11 protein-coding genes are annotated in these 17,352 nt (G+C 62.0%); 2 read left to right on the top strand and 9 right to left on the bottom strand.

Annotated elements, in window-relative coordinates; genetic code table 11:
* Positions 1–65: 65 nt before the first annotated feature.
* The 3 genes from clpB to ACZ5IU_RS12095 form a co-directional block, all read right to left on the bottom strand.
* On the bottom strand, positions 66–2,690 hold the full coding sequence (gene clpB, locus ACZ5IU_RS12105; RefSeq protein ID WP_464417656.1) for an ATP-dependent chaperone ClpB: 2,625 nt from the start codon (positions 2,688–2,690) through the stop codon (positions 66–68).
* A 194-nt stretch (positions 2,691–2,884) separates the two neighbouring features.
* Entirely contained in the window at positions 2,885–3,091 is a 207-nt protein-coding gene (locus tag ACZ5IU_RS12100) for a hypothetical protein (RefSeq protein ID WP_464417654.1), read from the bottom strand.
* Positions 3,081–3,779 carry an HAD family hydrolase gene (locus ACZ5IU_RS12095; RefSeq protein ID WP_464417652.1) on the bottom strand — a complete coding sequence of 233 codons (699 nt, stop codon included), beginning with the start codon at positions 3,777–3,779 and terminating at the stop codon, positions 3,081–3,083. The genes ACZ5IU_RS12100 and ACZ5IU_RS12095 overlap by 11 nt, the downstream gene beginning before the upstream one ends.
* Positions 3,780–3,859: 80 nt before the next feature.
* On the opposite strand from ACZ5IU_RS12095, the gene ACZ5IU_RS12090 reads away from it, so the two are divergent.
* Entirely contained in the window at positions 3,860–9,226 is a 5,367-nt protein-coding gene (locus ACZ5IU_RS12090; RefSeq protein WP_464417650.1) for an alpha-2-macroglobulin family protein, read from the top strand.
* A 36-nt stretch (positions 9,227–9,262) separates the two neighbouring features.
* Positions 9,263–11,539: a penicillin-binding protein 1C gene (gene pbpC, locus ACZ5IU_RS12085; RefSeq protein WP_464417648.1), complete on the top strand. Its 2,277-nt coding sequence runs from the start codon at positions 9,263–9,265 to the stop codon at positions 11,537–11,539.
* Between the two features lie 3 nt (positions 11,540–11,542).
* On the opposite strand, the gene ACZ5IU_RS12080 is transcribed toward pbpC, so the two are convergent.
* From ACZ5IU_RS12080 to ACZ5IU_RS12055, 6 genes are all read right to left on the bottom strand, one after another.
* Positions 11,543–12,505, bottom strand: a complete 963-nt coding sequence (locus ACZ5IU_RS12080; RefSeq protein ID WP_464417646.1) for a DnaJ C-terminal domain-containing protein — start codon at positions 12,503–12,505, stop codon at positions 11,543–11,545.
* A 175-nt stretch (positions 12,506–12,680) separates the two neighbouring features.
* Entirely contained in the window at positions 12,681–13,865 is a 1,185-nt protein-coding gene (gene iadA, locus ACZ5IU_RS12075; RefSeq protein WP_464417644.1) for a beta-aspartyl-peptidase, read from the bottom strand.
* 70 nt (positions 13,866–13,935) lie between these two features.
* The gene (locus ACZ5IU_RS12070) at positions 13,936–14,703 is read right to left on the bottom strand and encodes a creatininase family protein (RefSeq protein WP_464417642.1); all 768 of its coding nucleotides are present in this window, start codon (positions 14,701–14,703) and stop codon (positions 13,936–13,938) included.
* A gap of 90 nt (positions 14,704–14,793) precedes the next feature.
* A complete protein-coding gene (locus ACZ5IU_RS12065; protein WP_464417640.1) occupies positions 14,794–16,278 on the bottom strand; it encodes a sodium:solute symporter family transporter in 1,485 nt (494 codons plus the stop codon).
* Between the two features lie 12 nt (positions 16,279–16,290).
* Entirely contained in the window at positions 16,291–16,530 is a 240-nt protein-coding gene (locus ACZ5IU_RS12060) for a hypothetical protein (protein ID WP_464417638.1), read from the bottom strand.
* A 98-nt stretch (positions 16,531–16,628) separates the two neighbouring features.
* Positions 16,629–17,333, bottom strand: coding sequence for a GntR family transcriptional regulator (locus ACZ5IU_RS12055; RefSeq protein WP_464417636.1), 705 nt, complete (start codon positions 17,331–17,333; stop codon positions 16,629–16,631).
* Between the last annotated feature and the right edge of the window lie 19 nt (positions 17,334–17,352).

The following is a 17,352-nucleotide window of genomic DNA, read 5'->3' as shown; positions in this document are numbered from 1 at the left end:
CTGAAGGGATGCTCCCTTCAGGCCGCTGTTTTTTTTCGCTCTCGACCGGACGCGTTCTGACGGCGTTATTCGGACGACGCCGCGAGGATCACTTCGTAATCGAGCTCTCCACCTTTTTCGGACACCCTGACCGTCGATCCGGGGGGCACCTCCCCCGTCACGATCAGGCGAGAGAGTTTCGTTTCGAGCGTCCGGACCATGAGCCTCTTGAGCGGACGCGCGCCGTAGACCGGGTCGTATCCCGTCCGGGCCAGGTATTCAGCCGCCCCGTCCGTCAGTTCGAGCACGATATCCCTGTCTTTCAGACGCCGTTCGAGCGTCGCGGTCAGGAGCCGAACAATCCGGAGCATTTCGTCGCGCCGCAGCGGCTTGAACAGTACCACGTCGTCCACACGGTTCAGGAACTCGGGGCGGAAGACCCTCCGCAGCTCCGACATCACCTGTTCTCTCGCACCATCTCTGATCTGTCCGTCCGGCGTGATCCCGGAGAGCAGGTATTCCGCTCCGAGGTTGCTCGTCATGATGATGACCGTGTTCTTGAAATTCACCACGCGACCGTGGCTGTCGGTGAGGCGTCCGTCGTCGAGGATCTGCAGCAGGACGTTGAAGACATCCGGATGCGCCTTCTCGATCTCGTCGAAGAGGATCACCGAATACGGATGTCGCCTGACCGCTTCGGTCAACTGCCCGCCCTCGTCGTACCCGACGTATCCCGGAGGTGCCCCGACGAGACGCGATACCGCGTGTTTTTCCATGTATTCCGACATGTCGATCCGCGTGAGGACATCCTCGCTGTCGAAGAGCGCCTCGGCGAGCGCCTTCGCGAGCTCGGTCTTTCCGACACCCGTGGGACCGAGGAAGATGAACGAACCGATCGGACGTCGCGGATCCTTGATGCCCGACCTGGCCCGGATCACCGCGTCGGCCACGAGCGTCACGGCTTCGTTCTGCCCCACGACGCGCCGGTGGAGGATCTCGTCGAGCTTGAGGAGCTTTTCCCGCTCCCCCTCGACAAGACGGGTCACCGGGACCCCGGTCCATCGGCTCACGATCTCTGCGATTTCGTCGTCCGTGACCTCTTCCCGGAGAAGGACTTGCCCTCCCTGCCGCGCCGCGAGGTCTTCTTCCTTCGCCTTCAGCTCCTCCCTCAGCTGCGGGAGCTGTCCGTGCTTGAGTTCGGCGGCCCTGTTGAGATCGTAGTCGCGTTCCGCCTTTTCGATCTGCCGGTTGATCTCCTCGATCCGGCTCCTGAGGTCGCGAACGCCTGAAATCATGTTCTTTTCGGCCTCGTACTGCGCACGGAGCGAATCGGCCTCCTCGCGGGCCTCCTGAAGCTCCTTCCGGAGCGTCTTGAGGCGTTCCAGGCTCGCGGCGTCCTTTTCCTTCGTCAGCGCAGCCTCTTCGATCTCGAGCTGCATCACGCGCCGCGACGCGGTATCCAGTTCCGTCGGCAGAGAGTCGATCTCCGTCCGGATCATCGCACACGCTTCGTCGACGAGATCGATCGCCTTGTCCGGAAGAAACCGGTCGGTGATATAGCGGTTCGACAGGACCGCCGCCGCGACGAGCGCGGTGTCGCGGATGCGCACTCCGTGATGGACCTGGAAGCGCTCCCTGAGCCCGCGCAATATGGAGATCGTGTCCTCGACGTTCGGCTGTTCGACGAGAACCGGCTGGAAGCGCCGAGCGAGCGCGGCGTCCTTCTCGATGTGCTTTCGGTATTCGTCCATCGTCGTCGCCCCGATGCAGTGAAGTTCGCCGCGCGCCAGCATGGGCTTCAGCATGTTCCCGGCGTCGATCGCGCCTTCCGCGGCACCGGCTCCGACGACGGTGTGCAATTCGTCGATGAACAGCAGAATCCTGCCTTCGCTCTGCCGGACCTCGTTGAGAACGGCCTTGAGCCGCTCCTCGAACTCGCCGCGGTACTTCGCTCCGGCGAGCAGGGATCCCATGTCGAGCGCGAACACCGTTCTATCCTTGAGACCTTCGGGAACGTCGCCCCGAACGATGCGTTCGGCGAGCCCCTCGACGATCGCCGTCTTTCCGACGCCGGGATCTCCGATCAGAACCGGATTGTTCTTTGTCTTCCGGCTCAGGATCCGGATCACCCTCCGGATCTCCTCGTCCCGCCCGATCACAGGATCGAGCTTCCCTTCTCTCGCCATCTGAACGAGGTCGCGTCCGTATTTCCGAAGCGCCTCGTACGTCTCTTCCGGAGAGTCGTTCGAGACGCGCTGCGCGCCCCTGACCTGCGCCAGCGTCGACAGGAAGCGGTCCTCGGTCACTCCCCGAGCCCCGAGAATCTTTCCCGCCGGGGTCGCCGTCCCCTCGGCGAGTATCGCGGCCATGACATGCTCGACGGATACATATTCATCCTTGAGACGTGTCGCCAGCTCACGCGCGTTCACGAGGATCTGGTTCAGGCGCTGGGACACGTAAATCCTGCCGGGCTCGGCTCCCGGTCCCGAGATCCGCGGCAAACGCGCAAGCTCTCTTTCCACATCCTGCGCGAGACCGCCGGCATCTATTTCCATGCGCGCGAGAATCCTCGGAATGAGTCCATCCTTCTGACGAAGCATCGACAAAAGAAGGTGCTCCACTTCGACGCTCATGTTCCCTGCCGTCGCGGCAAGCGTCTGAGCTTCGGAAAGAGCCTCCTGCGATTTTTTCGTGAACGTGGACAGGTCCATCGTCATCCCCCCATTTGACACAGTTTCACCATAGTCTATATACAACTAAGGTCAGTATTTGTCAATATATTGTGGAGAGAGGCGCATGATTATTGAGGACGACACGGAAAGCGTCCGCCGCATACGAAAAGGGCCGGAGCGGAGCGACGGAACATCATATGGCCCGAGCTCCAGTTCACGACGCAGACGGACACCTAAGTCGCGTCGACTTTCGCGAGTTCCGGGATATAGTCCGCGACCCGTCCTCCGGCGACCTTCCCCCGGCTCTCGCCCATGAGCCGTCCGATGCGCTTCTCCATGGATTCATCAAGCGTGCCGCGCGCCCCTGCATGACCGCCAGCGGCCCCGGAGATACCGGAAACATACGCGGAGTTCCGCCGCATCGCCGTATTATCTGCCATGAGTGTCCGCCCACCGGAGAAGATCTTCCGCGACGAACTCGCGCATCCCTCCCGGGACGACGTAGTTCGCTTCGAGCAGCCTGGAATCGAAGGGAGGTTCGGGAAATGTCGGGATGACGGCACATCGCATTCCGGCGCGTTTCGCGGCTATCACGCCGTATACGGCATCCTCGACGACCAGCGTGTTGCGCGGCGCGGAACGGATCCGCTCCGCCGCTTCGAGGAAGACGTCCGGTTCAGGCTTGCCGTTCGGGACTTCCTCCGAAGAGACCGTCGCCCCGAAGTATCGTCGCAGCCCGGTAATCCCGAGAACTTCCCGGATGACGGCAGGAGACGATCCCGACGCGACGGCCATAGGGACTCCTCTTGCGAAAAACCCCTCGATGAGAGCCCGCATCTCAGGAAAGACGCTCGTATCCGAACGAGCGATCGCGAGATACTCCCGGTTCTTCTCCTCGAGAAGCGCGTCCGGTGTGTCGGCAAGACCGAATTCCGCGATGAACCGCTCCATGATGTAGCGATTGCCGTACCCGATGAAGCGTCCCTTGTCTTCCCGCGTCAACGCGACTCCCCTTCGCGCGAGGATCCTCACGTCGGACTGGTAGTAGTTCTCCTCGCTGTCGACGATCGTCCCGTCCAGATCGAACACGACGCCCCGTATCGGGGATGATTCCGAATTCATAGACATGCACCCCATCTCTTCGCGTTTTGCGTATAATACAGTGATGAACGGATATGACATTCAGATCTGAAAAAGGGGGTCATACCATGTCCACCTGGCTGAAGCTGTTCGGAGCGATCGGACTCTCCATCGCTCTCGCGTGCGTCCCATATCCCTTGTATGCGGGTCCCGCACCGACCGGCGACTTTACTGTCGCGGCATTCTCTCCCGTCGGACTCGTCCAGGGACGTCCCACTCTGAGGGTTTCATTTTCGGCTCCGGTAGTGGACAGGTCCGTCATCAACAAACCCGTCGCGCCGGAGAAGTTTCCGCTGATCGCGACTCCGTGGCTCGCGGGCGAAGGAAAGTGGACCGACCCCGCGACGTTCGTCTTCACGCCGCTCTCAAACCTCGCGCGGGCGACGAAATACCGCGTCATGATCGACGAAAACCTGCGCGACGTGAACGGACGCCTGATCGCCGGACGGCAGATATTCGAATTCTACACCGATCCTTTGCGTTTTTTGAAAGCCCGTCAGGTGGACCTGACGCAGAACAACAACGTGGTCATCGAACTGTCGTTTTCGATGCCGGTCTCGCCCGTCAGGATCCGCGGTTTCCTGAACGTCCTGAACGACAAGGGGCAATATCTCTCCTATTCCGTACGGGGAACGGTCCCCGCTCCGACGGTCGTCGTCACGACACAAGCATATCAGGGTCCGAAGGTGGTCGTCGACATCGCTCCGGGTCTCGTCGGCGCCGCCGGTCCGATGGGCCTCGAGAAGCCCGTGAAAGAGGAGCTCTCCATCTCCCGCGAGCTCGACATCCGGGAGGCGAACCCGCAGTCCCGATACCCGGAAAAGAGCGGGATCTTCATTTCGACGTCGGTTCCGCCCGACATGCGTTCGCTGCCGCGGTTCATCGAACTCTCTCCGAAGATGGACTTCACCGTGGAACCGGAATACAACGGATTTTCGATTCAGGGCGACTTCAAACCCAGGCAGCGGGTGACCGTCACGATCCGGAAGGGTCTTCCCGCCCAGCAGGGGAAACCGCTGAAGGAGGATTTCAAAAAGGCGTTCATCTTCCCGGATATGGACCCTGCCATCAACTTTCCCGCATCGGGGACCTTCCTCTCCCCGACAGGAGAGTTGCGCATCCCGATCGAGACGGTGAATATGGAGGAGGTCACGCTGACGCTGTGGCGGCTTTACGAGAATAACATTCCGCTCGCGTTGCGCCCCCAGAATTATGACATGCTCCCGAAGGATCTGTCCCGTCTCGTCGCGAAGAAAAACGCCCGTATCGACGCCCCGTTCAACGAAACGGCGCGTCGCGCGATCAACCTGCGCGAACTCGCCGAAAACGCCAGGGGGCTATTCCTCCTGACGGCGCAGGACGCCAAGGGAGAATACTGGAGCGACGCGCAACAGGTCGTCTCCGTGACGGACATCGGAATCGCCGCGAAGGTCTACTCCGACGGAATTACGCTCTGGGCGAACTCGATCTCCGGACTGACCCCGATCGCGAACGCCTCCGTCCGCGTATACTCCTCGAGCAATCAGCTCATCTCCGAGGGGACGACCGACGCCGAGGGCGCCTTTTCGGCGTATCGCAGAGACCCGTGGGACGAACAGCTCCTTCCCTCGGTCGTGACAGTCTCCACGAAAGACGACGTCTCGTATCTGAAGCTCGACCAGAGTCTTCTCGCGGAAGCCGGGTTCGATATCGGCGGACGCCCCTATCTGAGGCGCGGGTACGAAGCGTTCTGCTTCACTCCGCGCGGCGTTTTCCGCCCCGGCGAAGCCGTCGACATCGCGGCCTTCGTCCGCGACGGGAAGAGATTGCCGCCGGCGCCCTTCCCGCTGACGTTCTCCGTCCGCACCTCCACGGGGCGTCTCCTCAGGCAGGGAACGGCGATGCTTTCCGATCAGGGTGGCGCGACGTTCAGGGTCGAACTTCCGCGCGGCGCCCCCACCGGAACCTACTCGGCGCAGGTCTCGGTTCCGGGAGACGAGCGCGGATCGATCGGCTCATGCAGTTTCCATGTCGAGGAGTTCGCGGCGCCCCGGCTCGAAGTCTCGCTCCGCTCCGATGTCGCATCCCTCGTTTCGGGCGGCGCGATCCCGGTTTCGATCGCATCGAAATATCTCTTCGGCGCCCCGGCCTCGGGGCTCGCATGGGAAGGGGAAGTCCGCTTCCTGCCGCGAACGTTCCAGGCTAAGGGATGGGAAGCGTTTGCGTTCGGCGACAGGGAACGACAGTTCGAGCCCTTCACCGATACGCTCGGACAGGGACGGCTCGACGCAGGCGGCGCCGCCGCGGCCGAATACGAGGTCAAGACGGGACTTTCGCCGCAATCCATGCTCGACATCCTGTTCATCGTCCGCGTCATGGAGGACGGGGGCCGCTGGGTGCCGCAAGCCATGAAAATTCCGTTCTATCCCTACCCGTTCTCGGTCGGAATCGAGGCGCCGAGGGGTGACATCTCGCCGCAAAAGGCGTCGTCGTTCCGGGTCGCCGCAGTGACGCCCGACGGGAAACCGGCCCAGCTCGCGGAGATCCGCGCGTCGCTCCAACGCGTCGTGACGCACTACTCGCTCGTCCGCTACGGCAACCAGACGCGCGCCCAGAAACAGGAGGAACTGGTGCCCGTCCACGACGCCCAGGTCCGTATGAGCGGCGGAATCGGAACGTACCAGGTCACCCCGGCATCCCCGGGCGAATATCTGATCCGTTTCGACGATCCTGAGTCGGGAAGCTCCGCATCCATGCGCTTCTACGCATGGTCCGGATCCGCTGGCGCCGAGTCGGCGCTCCTCGACCGCGTCGTCCTGAAACCGGACAAGGAACGCTACGCCGTCGGAGAAACGGCGGAGATCGCGATTCGTTCGCCGTTCAAAGGGTTGCTCCACTTCTCCGTCGAGACCGACAGAGAGGTCTTCCGAAAGATCGTCCGCGTGGACGATACGTCCACGACCGTGAAATTCCTCGTAACCGAGGAGATGGGGCCGAACGCCTACTGCGTCGTCTCGGCGATCCGTCCCGTCGTCGCGGACGAGGAATGGGGACCGCACCGCGCCGTCGGCGTGGTTCCGATCGCAGTCGATCAGTCGCCCGCGCGTCTCGACGTCGCCCTCGCCGCCCCCGAGACGATCGTACCCGGGGCACCCCTCGTCGTCGACGTATCGCTTCGCAGACCCGACGGTTCTCCGGTCTCGGGCGAGGTGGCCGTCGCGCTTGTCGACGAAGGGGTCCTTTCTCTGACTGATTTCGCGACGCCCGACCCGTGGGCGTTTTTCACGGCCAGGCGGGCGCTCGGAACGGGAATCTTCGACCTGTACGACCAGCTCATGCCGCTCGAATCCCGGACGACAGCCCTTCTTCACCCCGCCGGAGGAGCGGGAGAAGACGCCATGGCGGCGCTCCGTGCGAACCTCTCGCCGGTCGAGGCACGCCGCTTCAGAATCCTGTCGATCTTCGTCCCATCCCTTCGGACGGACGCGTCCGGCAAGATTTCCACAACCATCGATATCCCGGAATTCAGCGGCAAGGGACGTCTGATGGCGATCGCCGTCGCCGGAGCGCAGTCCGGATCCGCACAGCGTATGGTCCAGATCGCGCGCGACGTCGTCGTCGAACCGACGCTGCCGCGCGCCGCGGCGCCGGGAGATTCGTTCGTCATGCCCGTGAAGGTCTTCACGACGCGAAACGGCGAAACATCGGTCTCACTGAAGGTGACGACAACAGGCAGCCTGTCGGTGAAGGGCGCTTCGGAAACGACTGTCCGCCTGCAGGGCGACAGGAAGGACGATCTCGCGTTCTTTACGATCAGGGCCGGAGACGAGGCGGGGATCTCGTCCGTCACGGTCGAGGCCGCGTGGGGAACGGAGACGCACTCCGAGACGACTGAGCTCGCCGTTCGTCCCTCGTCCCCGAGAGTGACGATGTCAGGTTCCGGCATCGTGTCGGGCGATTCCGGCTCGACGATCGACCTTCCCGCCGGATGGCTCAGGGGAACGCAGCAGGGTGTCTTCGTCGTCGGAGCGTCGCCGGCCGTCGATCTCGCGCGCGCGGCGCAGTTCCTGATGTCCTACCCCTACGGCTGTCTCGAACAGACCATTTCCGGAGCATGGCCCATTCTCGCCTCACCGGCGATCGCCGCGGACATCGATCCCGACCTCGTGAACGCCGAAGAACGGAACCGCGCCATGGACCGCATTATCCGATCCGTCCAGGCGCTGCAGCTGTACGACGGATCGTTCACCGCCTGGCCGGGAGAAACCTCCACGAGCACGTGGAACAGCGTCTATGCGACCCACTTCCTGTTCGAAGCGAAAAAAGGCGGCTTCCGGTTCCCGGACGAGGTTCTTGACGCATCCCTGAACTGGCTGAAACAGCTTCTCGGCCGCGAGGAAGATCCGGAGGCCGACGAAGGCCGGAGCGTCAACACGTCGAAGGCGTACGCGTCCTACGTCCTCGCGCTCGCCGGAGAAGCGCCGCTCGGATGGATGATGCACCTCGCGGACAGTATCGATTCGCTCTATCCGTCGGGCCGGTTGCTGCTCGCGGCCGCGTACGCGACGGCGAACCAGCCGCAGGTGGCGAAGCGCATTCTCGGCGGCATAGCGCCTTCGACGATCGCCCCGCAGAGCAGCGGAACTCTCGAGTCGGGCGTCCGCAACAACGCGCTGCATCTCCTTGCGTGGACTGCGGTCGACCCGATGTCGGCAGAGGCGATGTCGGTCGCCCGGACACTGATGTCGTCGCTTTCCGGCAATCAGTGGCGTACGACGCAGGAAAACGGAATGGGAGTTCTCGCGCTCTCGCGATTCCTCGAAAAAACGGAAAACGCGAGAAAACCCGTCGAAGCGACCGTGAAAGACGCGTCCGGAAAGAACATCGCGTCCATGGCCGTCGGGGGGAAGGCCTCGGCATCCATCGGTCCGGACGCTCCTTCGTCGCTCTCCGTCGTCACGAAGGGCGCCGGAAGCGTATACTACTCATGGGCTCTTTCAGGCGTCCCGGTGAAACCCGCGAAGGAATACGATCAGGGAATCGGGATCCGGCGTTCGTTCGCCGATCAGGACGGAAAACCGCTCGCGCCGGGGGCCCTCAGGCAGGGGGCGCGGATCGTCGTCACGCTGACGATCACTCCGTCCGCACCGGTCGAGAACCTCGTCGTCGCGGACGTTTTGCCCGCCGGTTTCGAGATCGAAAACCCACGCCTTTCGAAAGACGAAGAGAGGACCGAAGCGGCCGAAAGCGGCGACAGGAACAGGGGCATCCGGGCCGAAATCCGTGACGATCGGCTTGTAGTCTTCATCGATCGCGTCGCGGAACCCATGGTCTACCGTTACGCCGTCCGCGCCGTCACCAAGGGAACGTTCTCGTTGCCGCCGGTCGCGGCGGAGTGCATGTACAACCCTGGAATCCGGAGCCTGAGCGGCGCCGGCAGGATAGAAATCCGCTAGGAAGCTTCCGTCGGAAACGAACAGGGGGATGTGTCGGTGCGCACACGGTTTCAATTGCGGCTTCTCGCGACAGTTCTCCTGTTTCTCTTTGCGTCATGCACCGCCGCGCTCGTCGCGGCGGTGCATTGCGTTCCCCTCCCCCTCGACCGGATCCTGTCATACCCCGTGTCGCCGTTCATCACCGACCGATACGAGCGGGCTCTCGCCATCCGCCTTTCGGAAGCTTCCGAGTACTGCGTTCCGGTTTCGCTCGACAAGATGGGCCGGTGGCTTCCGAGGGTCGCCGTCGGAGTGGAAGACCATAGATTCCGGAGTCACTTCGGCGTCGATCCGATAGCGCTTTTCCGGGCGATCGTCCAGAACGTCGGATCGGGGACCGTCGTCTCAGGTGCGTCCACGATTTCGAGCCAGCTCATCCGGCTTTCGATCCCCCGCCCGAGAACGATACGGACAAAAGCGCTCGAGTTTCTCCAGGCAATCTCTATGGAGCGGAACCTCGGCAAGGATACGATTCTGGAACTCTATCTCAACCGGGCGCCGTTCGGCGGAAACATCCGCGGGGTCCAAGCGGCGGCCCGCGCCTATTTCGGCAAAAACGCATCCGACATTTCGCTCTCCGAAGCGGCGCTTCTCATAGGCATGCTGAAGGGACCCTCCGTCTACCGCCCGGACAGAAATCCCGACAGCGCCCGGGCACGGCGGGCGAACGTCCTCGATCTTCTCGTACACCGGGGAATCGTAAGCGCGGAAGAAGCCTACCTCGCGGAACAGGAGGCGCTCCCCGCGAACCGCGGCAACATCCCGGACGAGGCGTTCCACTTCGTCAATCTCCTCCTGCGAAGCTCTCCCGGCCGGACGTTCTGCATCTCGTCCCTGGATCCCGCGGTGCAGCATCGTCTGGAACACGCTCTCTCCGAGACGATCATCGACCTTCCCCAATCGATCACCGCGGCCGGAGCCGTCGCGAACAACCGGACCGGCGAGATCGTCGCATACGTCGGCAACGCCCGCTTCGGCAGCGGCGCACCGGGGAGCTGGATCGACTGCGGCCAGGCTCCCAGGTCGCCCGGTTCCGCACTCAAGCCGTTCGTCTACGCGGCCGCGTTCGAATACGGACTGCTCACTCCCTCGTCGATTCTCGCAGATACGCCTCTCGCGTTTTCCGGATACGCCCCCCGGAATTTCGACCTCGTCTACCGCGGTCCCGTGAGCACCCGGACGGCGCTCGCAGATTCGCTGAACGCGCCGGCGGTCCGCGTTCTCCGGCTCGTCGGCGCGGAGGAGGCGCTTCAGCGCCTGCGGACATCGGGATTCACGTCGCTCGTCCATGGCACGGGCCATTACGGGGATTCACTGATCCTTGGTGGCTGCGAAGTCACGCTTCTCGAGATGCTCGAAGGGTACGTGACGCTCGCGACGCTCGGCATCCGGCGTCAGCCGCTTCTCTTCCGAGCGGATTCCATCCGGACGTCGTTCCGGACATCGCAGAGCCGGCGGGTCTTTTCGGAAGGCGCAACCTTCATCGTCGCGGATATTCTCCGCGATACGGGACGTCTTCTGCCGATCTTTCGGGAGGTTTTCCGACATGAAGAACGAAACATCGCCTTCAAGACGGGGACATCATACGGCCTGAGGGACGCCTGGGCGGCGGCCTACACTCCCGCCTACACGGCAGTGGTCTGGGTCGGCGACACGGCGGCCGCGTCCCACCCGAGTCTCGTCGGACTCCACGCGGCCGCCCCCGCCGCGCTGAAGATCATCCGCCACCTTTCGGAAGGACGCAGCGACTGGTACGATTCCCCGGATTCGGTTTCCCGGCGGGAAGTCTGTTCGCTTTCGGGGATGCCTCCATCCCCGCTGTGCCCCCACACGAAGAAGGATTGGTACATCGTCGGGGTTTCGCCGAACACGCCGTGCGACATCCACGTCCAGCGCGACGGAGCGACGGCGGTCGTATGGCCGGCGGAACTCGAGGAATTCGCGCGCAGAACCTCCGCGACCGTACGCGCGAAGGGCGTGACCGTAACGTCGCCTCTCTCCGAATCGATTTATTATCTCGCGCCGGGTGACGGTTCGAGACGGATCGCGTTCACGTGCGAAGGCGGCGTCCGACCCTTCTTCTGGTTCGTGGACGGGGAATTCTACGGAAAGCAGACCGATCCGGGGTCTCTCTTCTGGACGATGGCACAGGGAAAGCACCGTGTGGCGGTGACCGACTCCGCGGGGAGCAGCGCGACGACGTCGTTCGAGGTCGTCAGGATCGGAAAGACCCGGGGGAGAGGGCACGACGGCGACACCCTCTCCCTCGATTGATCGCTATTTCGCGCGCTCGACCCGTTCGGCCGGACGAGGTTCGAAAGACGATTCCGAGGCGAGCGCCTCGAAGAGTTCCCGCTCTCTGGGCGTCAGCGATTTCGGGACCGCGATCTCCACGGTGACGAGAAGATCCCCCGGAAGGGCCCCCTTTCGTCGCGGCAACCCCTTTCCCTTGAGACGGAACGTCTGCCCCCCCTGAGCCCCCTCGGGAAGACGCATCGCCACGCGTCCTCCCGGCGTCCGCACGGGAATGACCCCGCCGAGCGCCGCCTCCCACGGAGCGACCGCAACCGTCGTTTTGAGGTTGTGTCCGTCGAGCGTGAATCCGGCTCCGTCGACGTGAATCGTTATGTAGAGGTCGCCGCCCCCCGGGCCCTTCCCGGCGAGCCGGATACGCGATCCTTCCGTAACGCCCTGAGGCAGGTTCACGTTGACGGTTTTCCTTTGAGGGACGATCATTCCGTTGTGTCCTGGCTCCCGAGTTTCGTAGGCGATCGACTTCGTACCGCCGGCGATGACCTCGTCAAGCGAGAGAGTCAGCTCGAGTTCGGCGGCTGGGGACTCCTGTCTTCTTCCTCCGGAACGGAAGAGAATGTCGCCGAGATCCACTCCTCCCTGCCCCTGGCCTCCGAAGATCACCCGGAAGAAGTCGCTGAACCCGCCCCACGATTCGTCTCCGGGCTGCCCCCCCGGTCCGCGATGCGTCCATCCGGGCGGCGGCTGGAAGTCCTGCCCGGTCTGCCAGTTTTCGCCGAGCGTATCGTAACGTCCGCGTTTCCCGGGGTCCTTGAGGACTTCGTACGCTTCGTTGATCTCCCTGTATTTCGCTTCGGCACCGGGGTCCTTGTTGACATCCGGGTGATATTTCTTCGCGAGCCTCCGGTACGCTTTCCTGATCTGATCTTCGGTCGCGTCCCTTCCGACGCCGAGAATCTCATAGTAGTTCTTGTAGGCGACACCCATGCGATCACATCCTTGACCTATATTGACCTATATGAGTATAGCGTGTTTTTCCCATTCTACAAGAGACGTTTCCTATTTCTCGCCGACCGAATCCCGCAGAAGCGAACAGGCGATCCCGGAAGGATCGCCTGTCGCGTCGACGATTCGTTCCCTCATCTCGCGAATCGGAGGGGCGCTATTCCCTTTCGAACGTCCCCCGCCGAAGGAGCTTTCCGTCGAGAAAGGCGATCTCCCCGCGCGCGACGACAGCCCTGACGCTCAGGGAGTTCCGCTCGAGCACGAGGATATCGGCATCCGATCCCGCCTTCAGTTCCCCCTTTCGGGGAAGGCGCATTCGCGTAGCCGGGTTTCGCGTACACAGAGAAAGCGCGTCTCCGAGCGGAAGCCCGCATCGCAGGACGAGTTCGGCCATCGCGTCGTGCAGGCTCGCCGGGTTTCCGACGTCCATGCCCGTGAATTCCATCCGCTCGTTGAACGACGGGAGACTGCCGTTCCCATCGGTGCTCATCGAGATTCTGTCGAGCGGCGTTCCGGCTTCGAGACATCGCATGACCGCGTCGGGCGCCGACAGCGAGATTCCGGCACGTCCCCCGCCTCCACTCGTGGTGATGTCGAGGCAGCCGCCGCGAAGCGCCCATTCGATCGCCTCGTCGAGAAGGGCTCGGTTCCTGCCGCAATGCGTCGGCAACACCTGGGTCAGCGGAATGTCCGTCTCACCGATGGCATCGTAAATGGGACGGAATCCGGTCTTTTCGGACCCCATGTGGACGACCGACATGCCACCCTTGCCCGAGAGGATTCCCCCGCGACGTGTCTCCGATATCGTCCGGCGGATCGTCTCTTCTGAAGGATGGGACCCTCTGTGATCCGAAAGAGCCATCTTCGTCCCGATGACCTTATCGATAAACATGATATCGCCGAGGGCGCTTCCCGTGATCGTCGGCCCCGGAAGCTGGTACGCGCCCGTGAGGATCCACGCGCTGACGCCTTCCCGATCGAGCCCGAGGGCCTTCATGAGAAGTTCCTGCAGGCAACGCCCGACCCCGTCCGTCCCGAGCATCCCGACGACGCTCGTGATTCCGGCGCGGAAAAGGGTTCCCGCCGTCACCGGAGGCGTCCGGAATTCCGGTCCGCCTTCGCCGCCAGCGCCGTTGATGTGGTTGTGCTGGTCCACAAGTCCCGGAACGACGCAACACCCTCCGGCGTCGATCACGCGGACGTTCGCATCGACTCCACGCACGGCCTCCCCGGAGATATCCGGGGCCACGGAATGAACGGTCCCGCCGAAGACAAGGATATCAGCCAATCCAGCGGGATCGGGCGTAAACACTTCTCCACCGCATATCAGAAGACTCTTCAATCGCACGCAACCCCCAGCAGTCAAATCTCACCGGCACCCGCAACGGCGGCGCCGATGCCGTCTCCGTTTCCTACCGCAACGGAACCGACTGAAACTCCTGCAGGAAGTCGCAGAAGTACTCCGTCATGGTCGCAAACATCTCGTCGCCCCACTCTTTCGAGGCCTTCGCCGGATCATCCGGCCCGCCGAAGGCGCCGCTCGTTTCGACATCGCACACGTCCCTGACGATACGGAACGTTCCCTTGCCGAACCTGACCTGCGTCAGATGCGTGTTTCGCAGCGAGTCGCCGAGATGATTGACGCGTCCCCGGAAAAACGTCTCCATATCGACCGTTCCAGGCCGTATCGACATCATCATGGACGCTTCCTGCCCCATTCCGTGCCCGCCGACCCAGTCCGGATTCAGCTGTCCCGCGATGCTCCACCAGTCGGCGACGGCCGCGAGTCCGCCCTCCCGATAGATGAAAAGCGCTGCCGCATCGAGTGCCGGACCATTCCCGCCGTGACCGTTCAGGAAGAAGAACTTCCGGGCCCCGTGGCGCATCATTGCTTCCGCTATCCGCCGCAGGACGAGGGTGAGGGCGTCCGTTCCGATGTCAATCGTCCCGGCGAAGCCAATGTGATACGGACATACGCCGTACGGCATGGCCGGAAGGACGAGGACGTCGTCCGGCATACGTTCCTCTATCCTGCGGGCGAACGCGTCGGGAATCAGAAAATCCGTCCCGAGCGGCCCGATCGGACCGTGCTGTTCGACACTTCCGAGCGGGATCAGGACGAGCGGGCATGATCCCATGCATTCTCCGGCACGTTTCCACGTCATATTTTCCAGATACATGATACCAGCCTCCTTTGAGAGACGAAACCACCTTGAAAAAAGACGGCCCGCCCCGGGGGAATAAGGCGGGTCGTCTTTCATGAGAGGGTGTTACTCCAGTTCGAAGTGACGCCTTATTGTCGACTCGGAATTCGGAGAGGTCGCGAGGCTCACGACATAGTGAACGAGCATCGCGATGCACCAGGAAACGAGAAGGGGATTGAATCCCAGAGCCCAGGACTTGAAGTGCATCGAGATAACGATGTACACGGCCACGCCGACCACTACGGAGGCTATCGCGCCCTGTTTCGTCGCCCGTTTCCAGTACATCCCCATCAGGATCGGCGCCGCCCAGATGCCGAGACCGCCGAAGGCGAAGAGGACGAGCTTGAATATCGTCCCGGGCCGCGAGATTCCGAAAACGATCGCCACGATGCCGATGACGATGGTAACGTACCGCGAGAGGCGGAATATGTCGGCATCGGAGGCGTTTTTGTTGACGATCTTCTGGTAGATGTCACGCGTGATCGCGCCCGTCGAAACGATGAGCAGGCTGTCGATCGTCGACATTCCCGCCGCGACGATTCCCGCAATGAGAAGCGCAGAGAAGACGGGGCTGATCTGTTGCTGCAGAATGAGCGGGACGACGAAGTCGATCTGCTTCCCCTCAAGTCCGGGGATCGACACGATCGCGTTCACTCCGGCCCATTCGATGAGCGTCGCCGCGAGCCACATGCCTATCGTCCCGAGAATGACGGCCTTGAACATGACCTTGTAATCCTTCATGGCGAAAAATTTCGTGGAAAGCGACGGCTGACCGATCGAAAAGAAGCTCCACATGACGATCATCGAGACGTAGTTGCCCCAGCCATAAACGCCGCCGATGCCTGGGTGGCTCAGGTAGGCGGGATTCATTTCGAGCAGTTTCCTGTTGATCGCTTCGAACCCCCCGCCGATCCGAACCGAAATGATGAATGTCAAGATCGCCGTGAGAACCATGAGGCTTCCCTGGATGACGTCGGTCAGCATCGCCCCCCTGATGCCGCCGGACATGCAGTAGATAATGACGATGACGCCCATCAGGACGATGCCGACCCATTCAGGCTGCCCGGTGAACGTCCGCCAGATGATTCCGGCTCCGATCGTCTGCGCCCCCATGAGCGGAATCATGAAAACGACCATCATGACCGCGAGAAGGCTGCGGATTCCGTCGGACTCGTACCGATCGGCGAGATAGTCCGCCATCGTCAGGAATCCGTACCTGTGCCCGAGCCGGATGAGCTTTCTTCCGATGAGCAGCGCTGGGATGATCATGCTGAAAACGAGCCCGGGGACTGAAATCGTGAGTCCCGCATACCCGACCTTGTAACACGTCGCCGGGCATCCCATGAACGTGCTCATGCTGTACTGCGTCGCGAAATACGCAAGGCCGCTGACGACCGCACCCGCCTTGCCGTTCATGACGAAAAATTCGCCGAGCGTCGTCGTCTTCTTCGAAGCGACATACCCGATCCACGCCATAATCACGAAATACCCGCCGAGAACCGTGAAGAACACTCCCGGAACCGGCGATATCAGTTTCGAAACGGCATCCATTCCGCTTCCCTCCTACTTTTCGTCAAACTCGTGATATTCGGGCCGTTTCATCGCCTGTATGTAAAAAACGAAGATCAGGAACATCGCGACAAGCGTATGAACCGTCCAGCCGACGATAAAGAGCGGAAGTCCCCAAAGGGACGGAATATACCGTTCGACGTAGAAAAACGGCAAAGGAATCATAATGACGACAAAAAGGACCGTGAAAACCCAGAACCATTTCTTCTCGAAAGCGTTGCTGAATACATCCATGGAACCGACCCCTCCTTCGACAGATCAGGAAGCCTTCGACAGTACGCGCAAACAGCATCGGTCAAAACGAAGAATCGGTCGACGCGGCCTCACCTCTCTCAGCGGGGAAGAAACCTCACGTGATACGTCGCCCGGAGATGCTGGACGATCTGTTCGCGGGCGGCGTCGGGATCTTTTCTCTCGAGCGCGTCGATGATTCCGGCGTGCTCCAGATGACTGACGTGGTGGTCCAGGCGCCGCGTTCCCTCCACTCCGAAGGAATAGAACCACCCGAGATAGAAGGTATAGAGCTGGGAGCGCCAGTAAACCTGCGTCACGTAGCGTTCGAGATACACGTTTCTGCTCATGGAGGCGATGAGGAAATGAAACTTCCTGTTGAGCTCGGCGTATTCCTCCCGCGTGGCGGATTCGAACGTTTCACGCTCCAGGCGGTTCAGAAGCCTGAGCTCTTCGATCTCCTCCGGAAGGCCCTTGAGAGCAGCAAGCCGGGCGGCCTGCCCTTCGATCGCCTCGCGGGCCTGGAACACCTGTTCCATGTCTTCGGGAGTCAGGATCGGAACGGCATACCCCTTCTGTCCCCTGTTCTTCTCGAGGATGCCTTCTGAGAGGCATCGGCTGATCGCATGCCGGATCGGAGTCCGGCTCAACCCGAGCTCCTGCGACAGGGCGGGCTCGTAGATCCGGTCCCCGGGACGGACCCTGTGGGAAACAATGGCCGCTATGATGTGGCGAAACGCTCTTTCGTCCGCATTAAGCCTTTCCTTCAGGATCGTCGCCTCCTGTGGACACAAAAATGGATCCATTTACGGCTGTCATTTTATA

It is taken from the genome of Lactivibrio alcoholicus (assembly GCF_055390895.1).
This window is presented reverse-complemented; position numbering and strand designations above follow the sequence as displayed.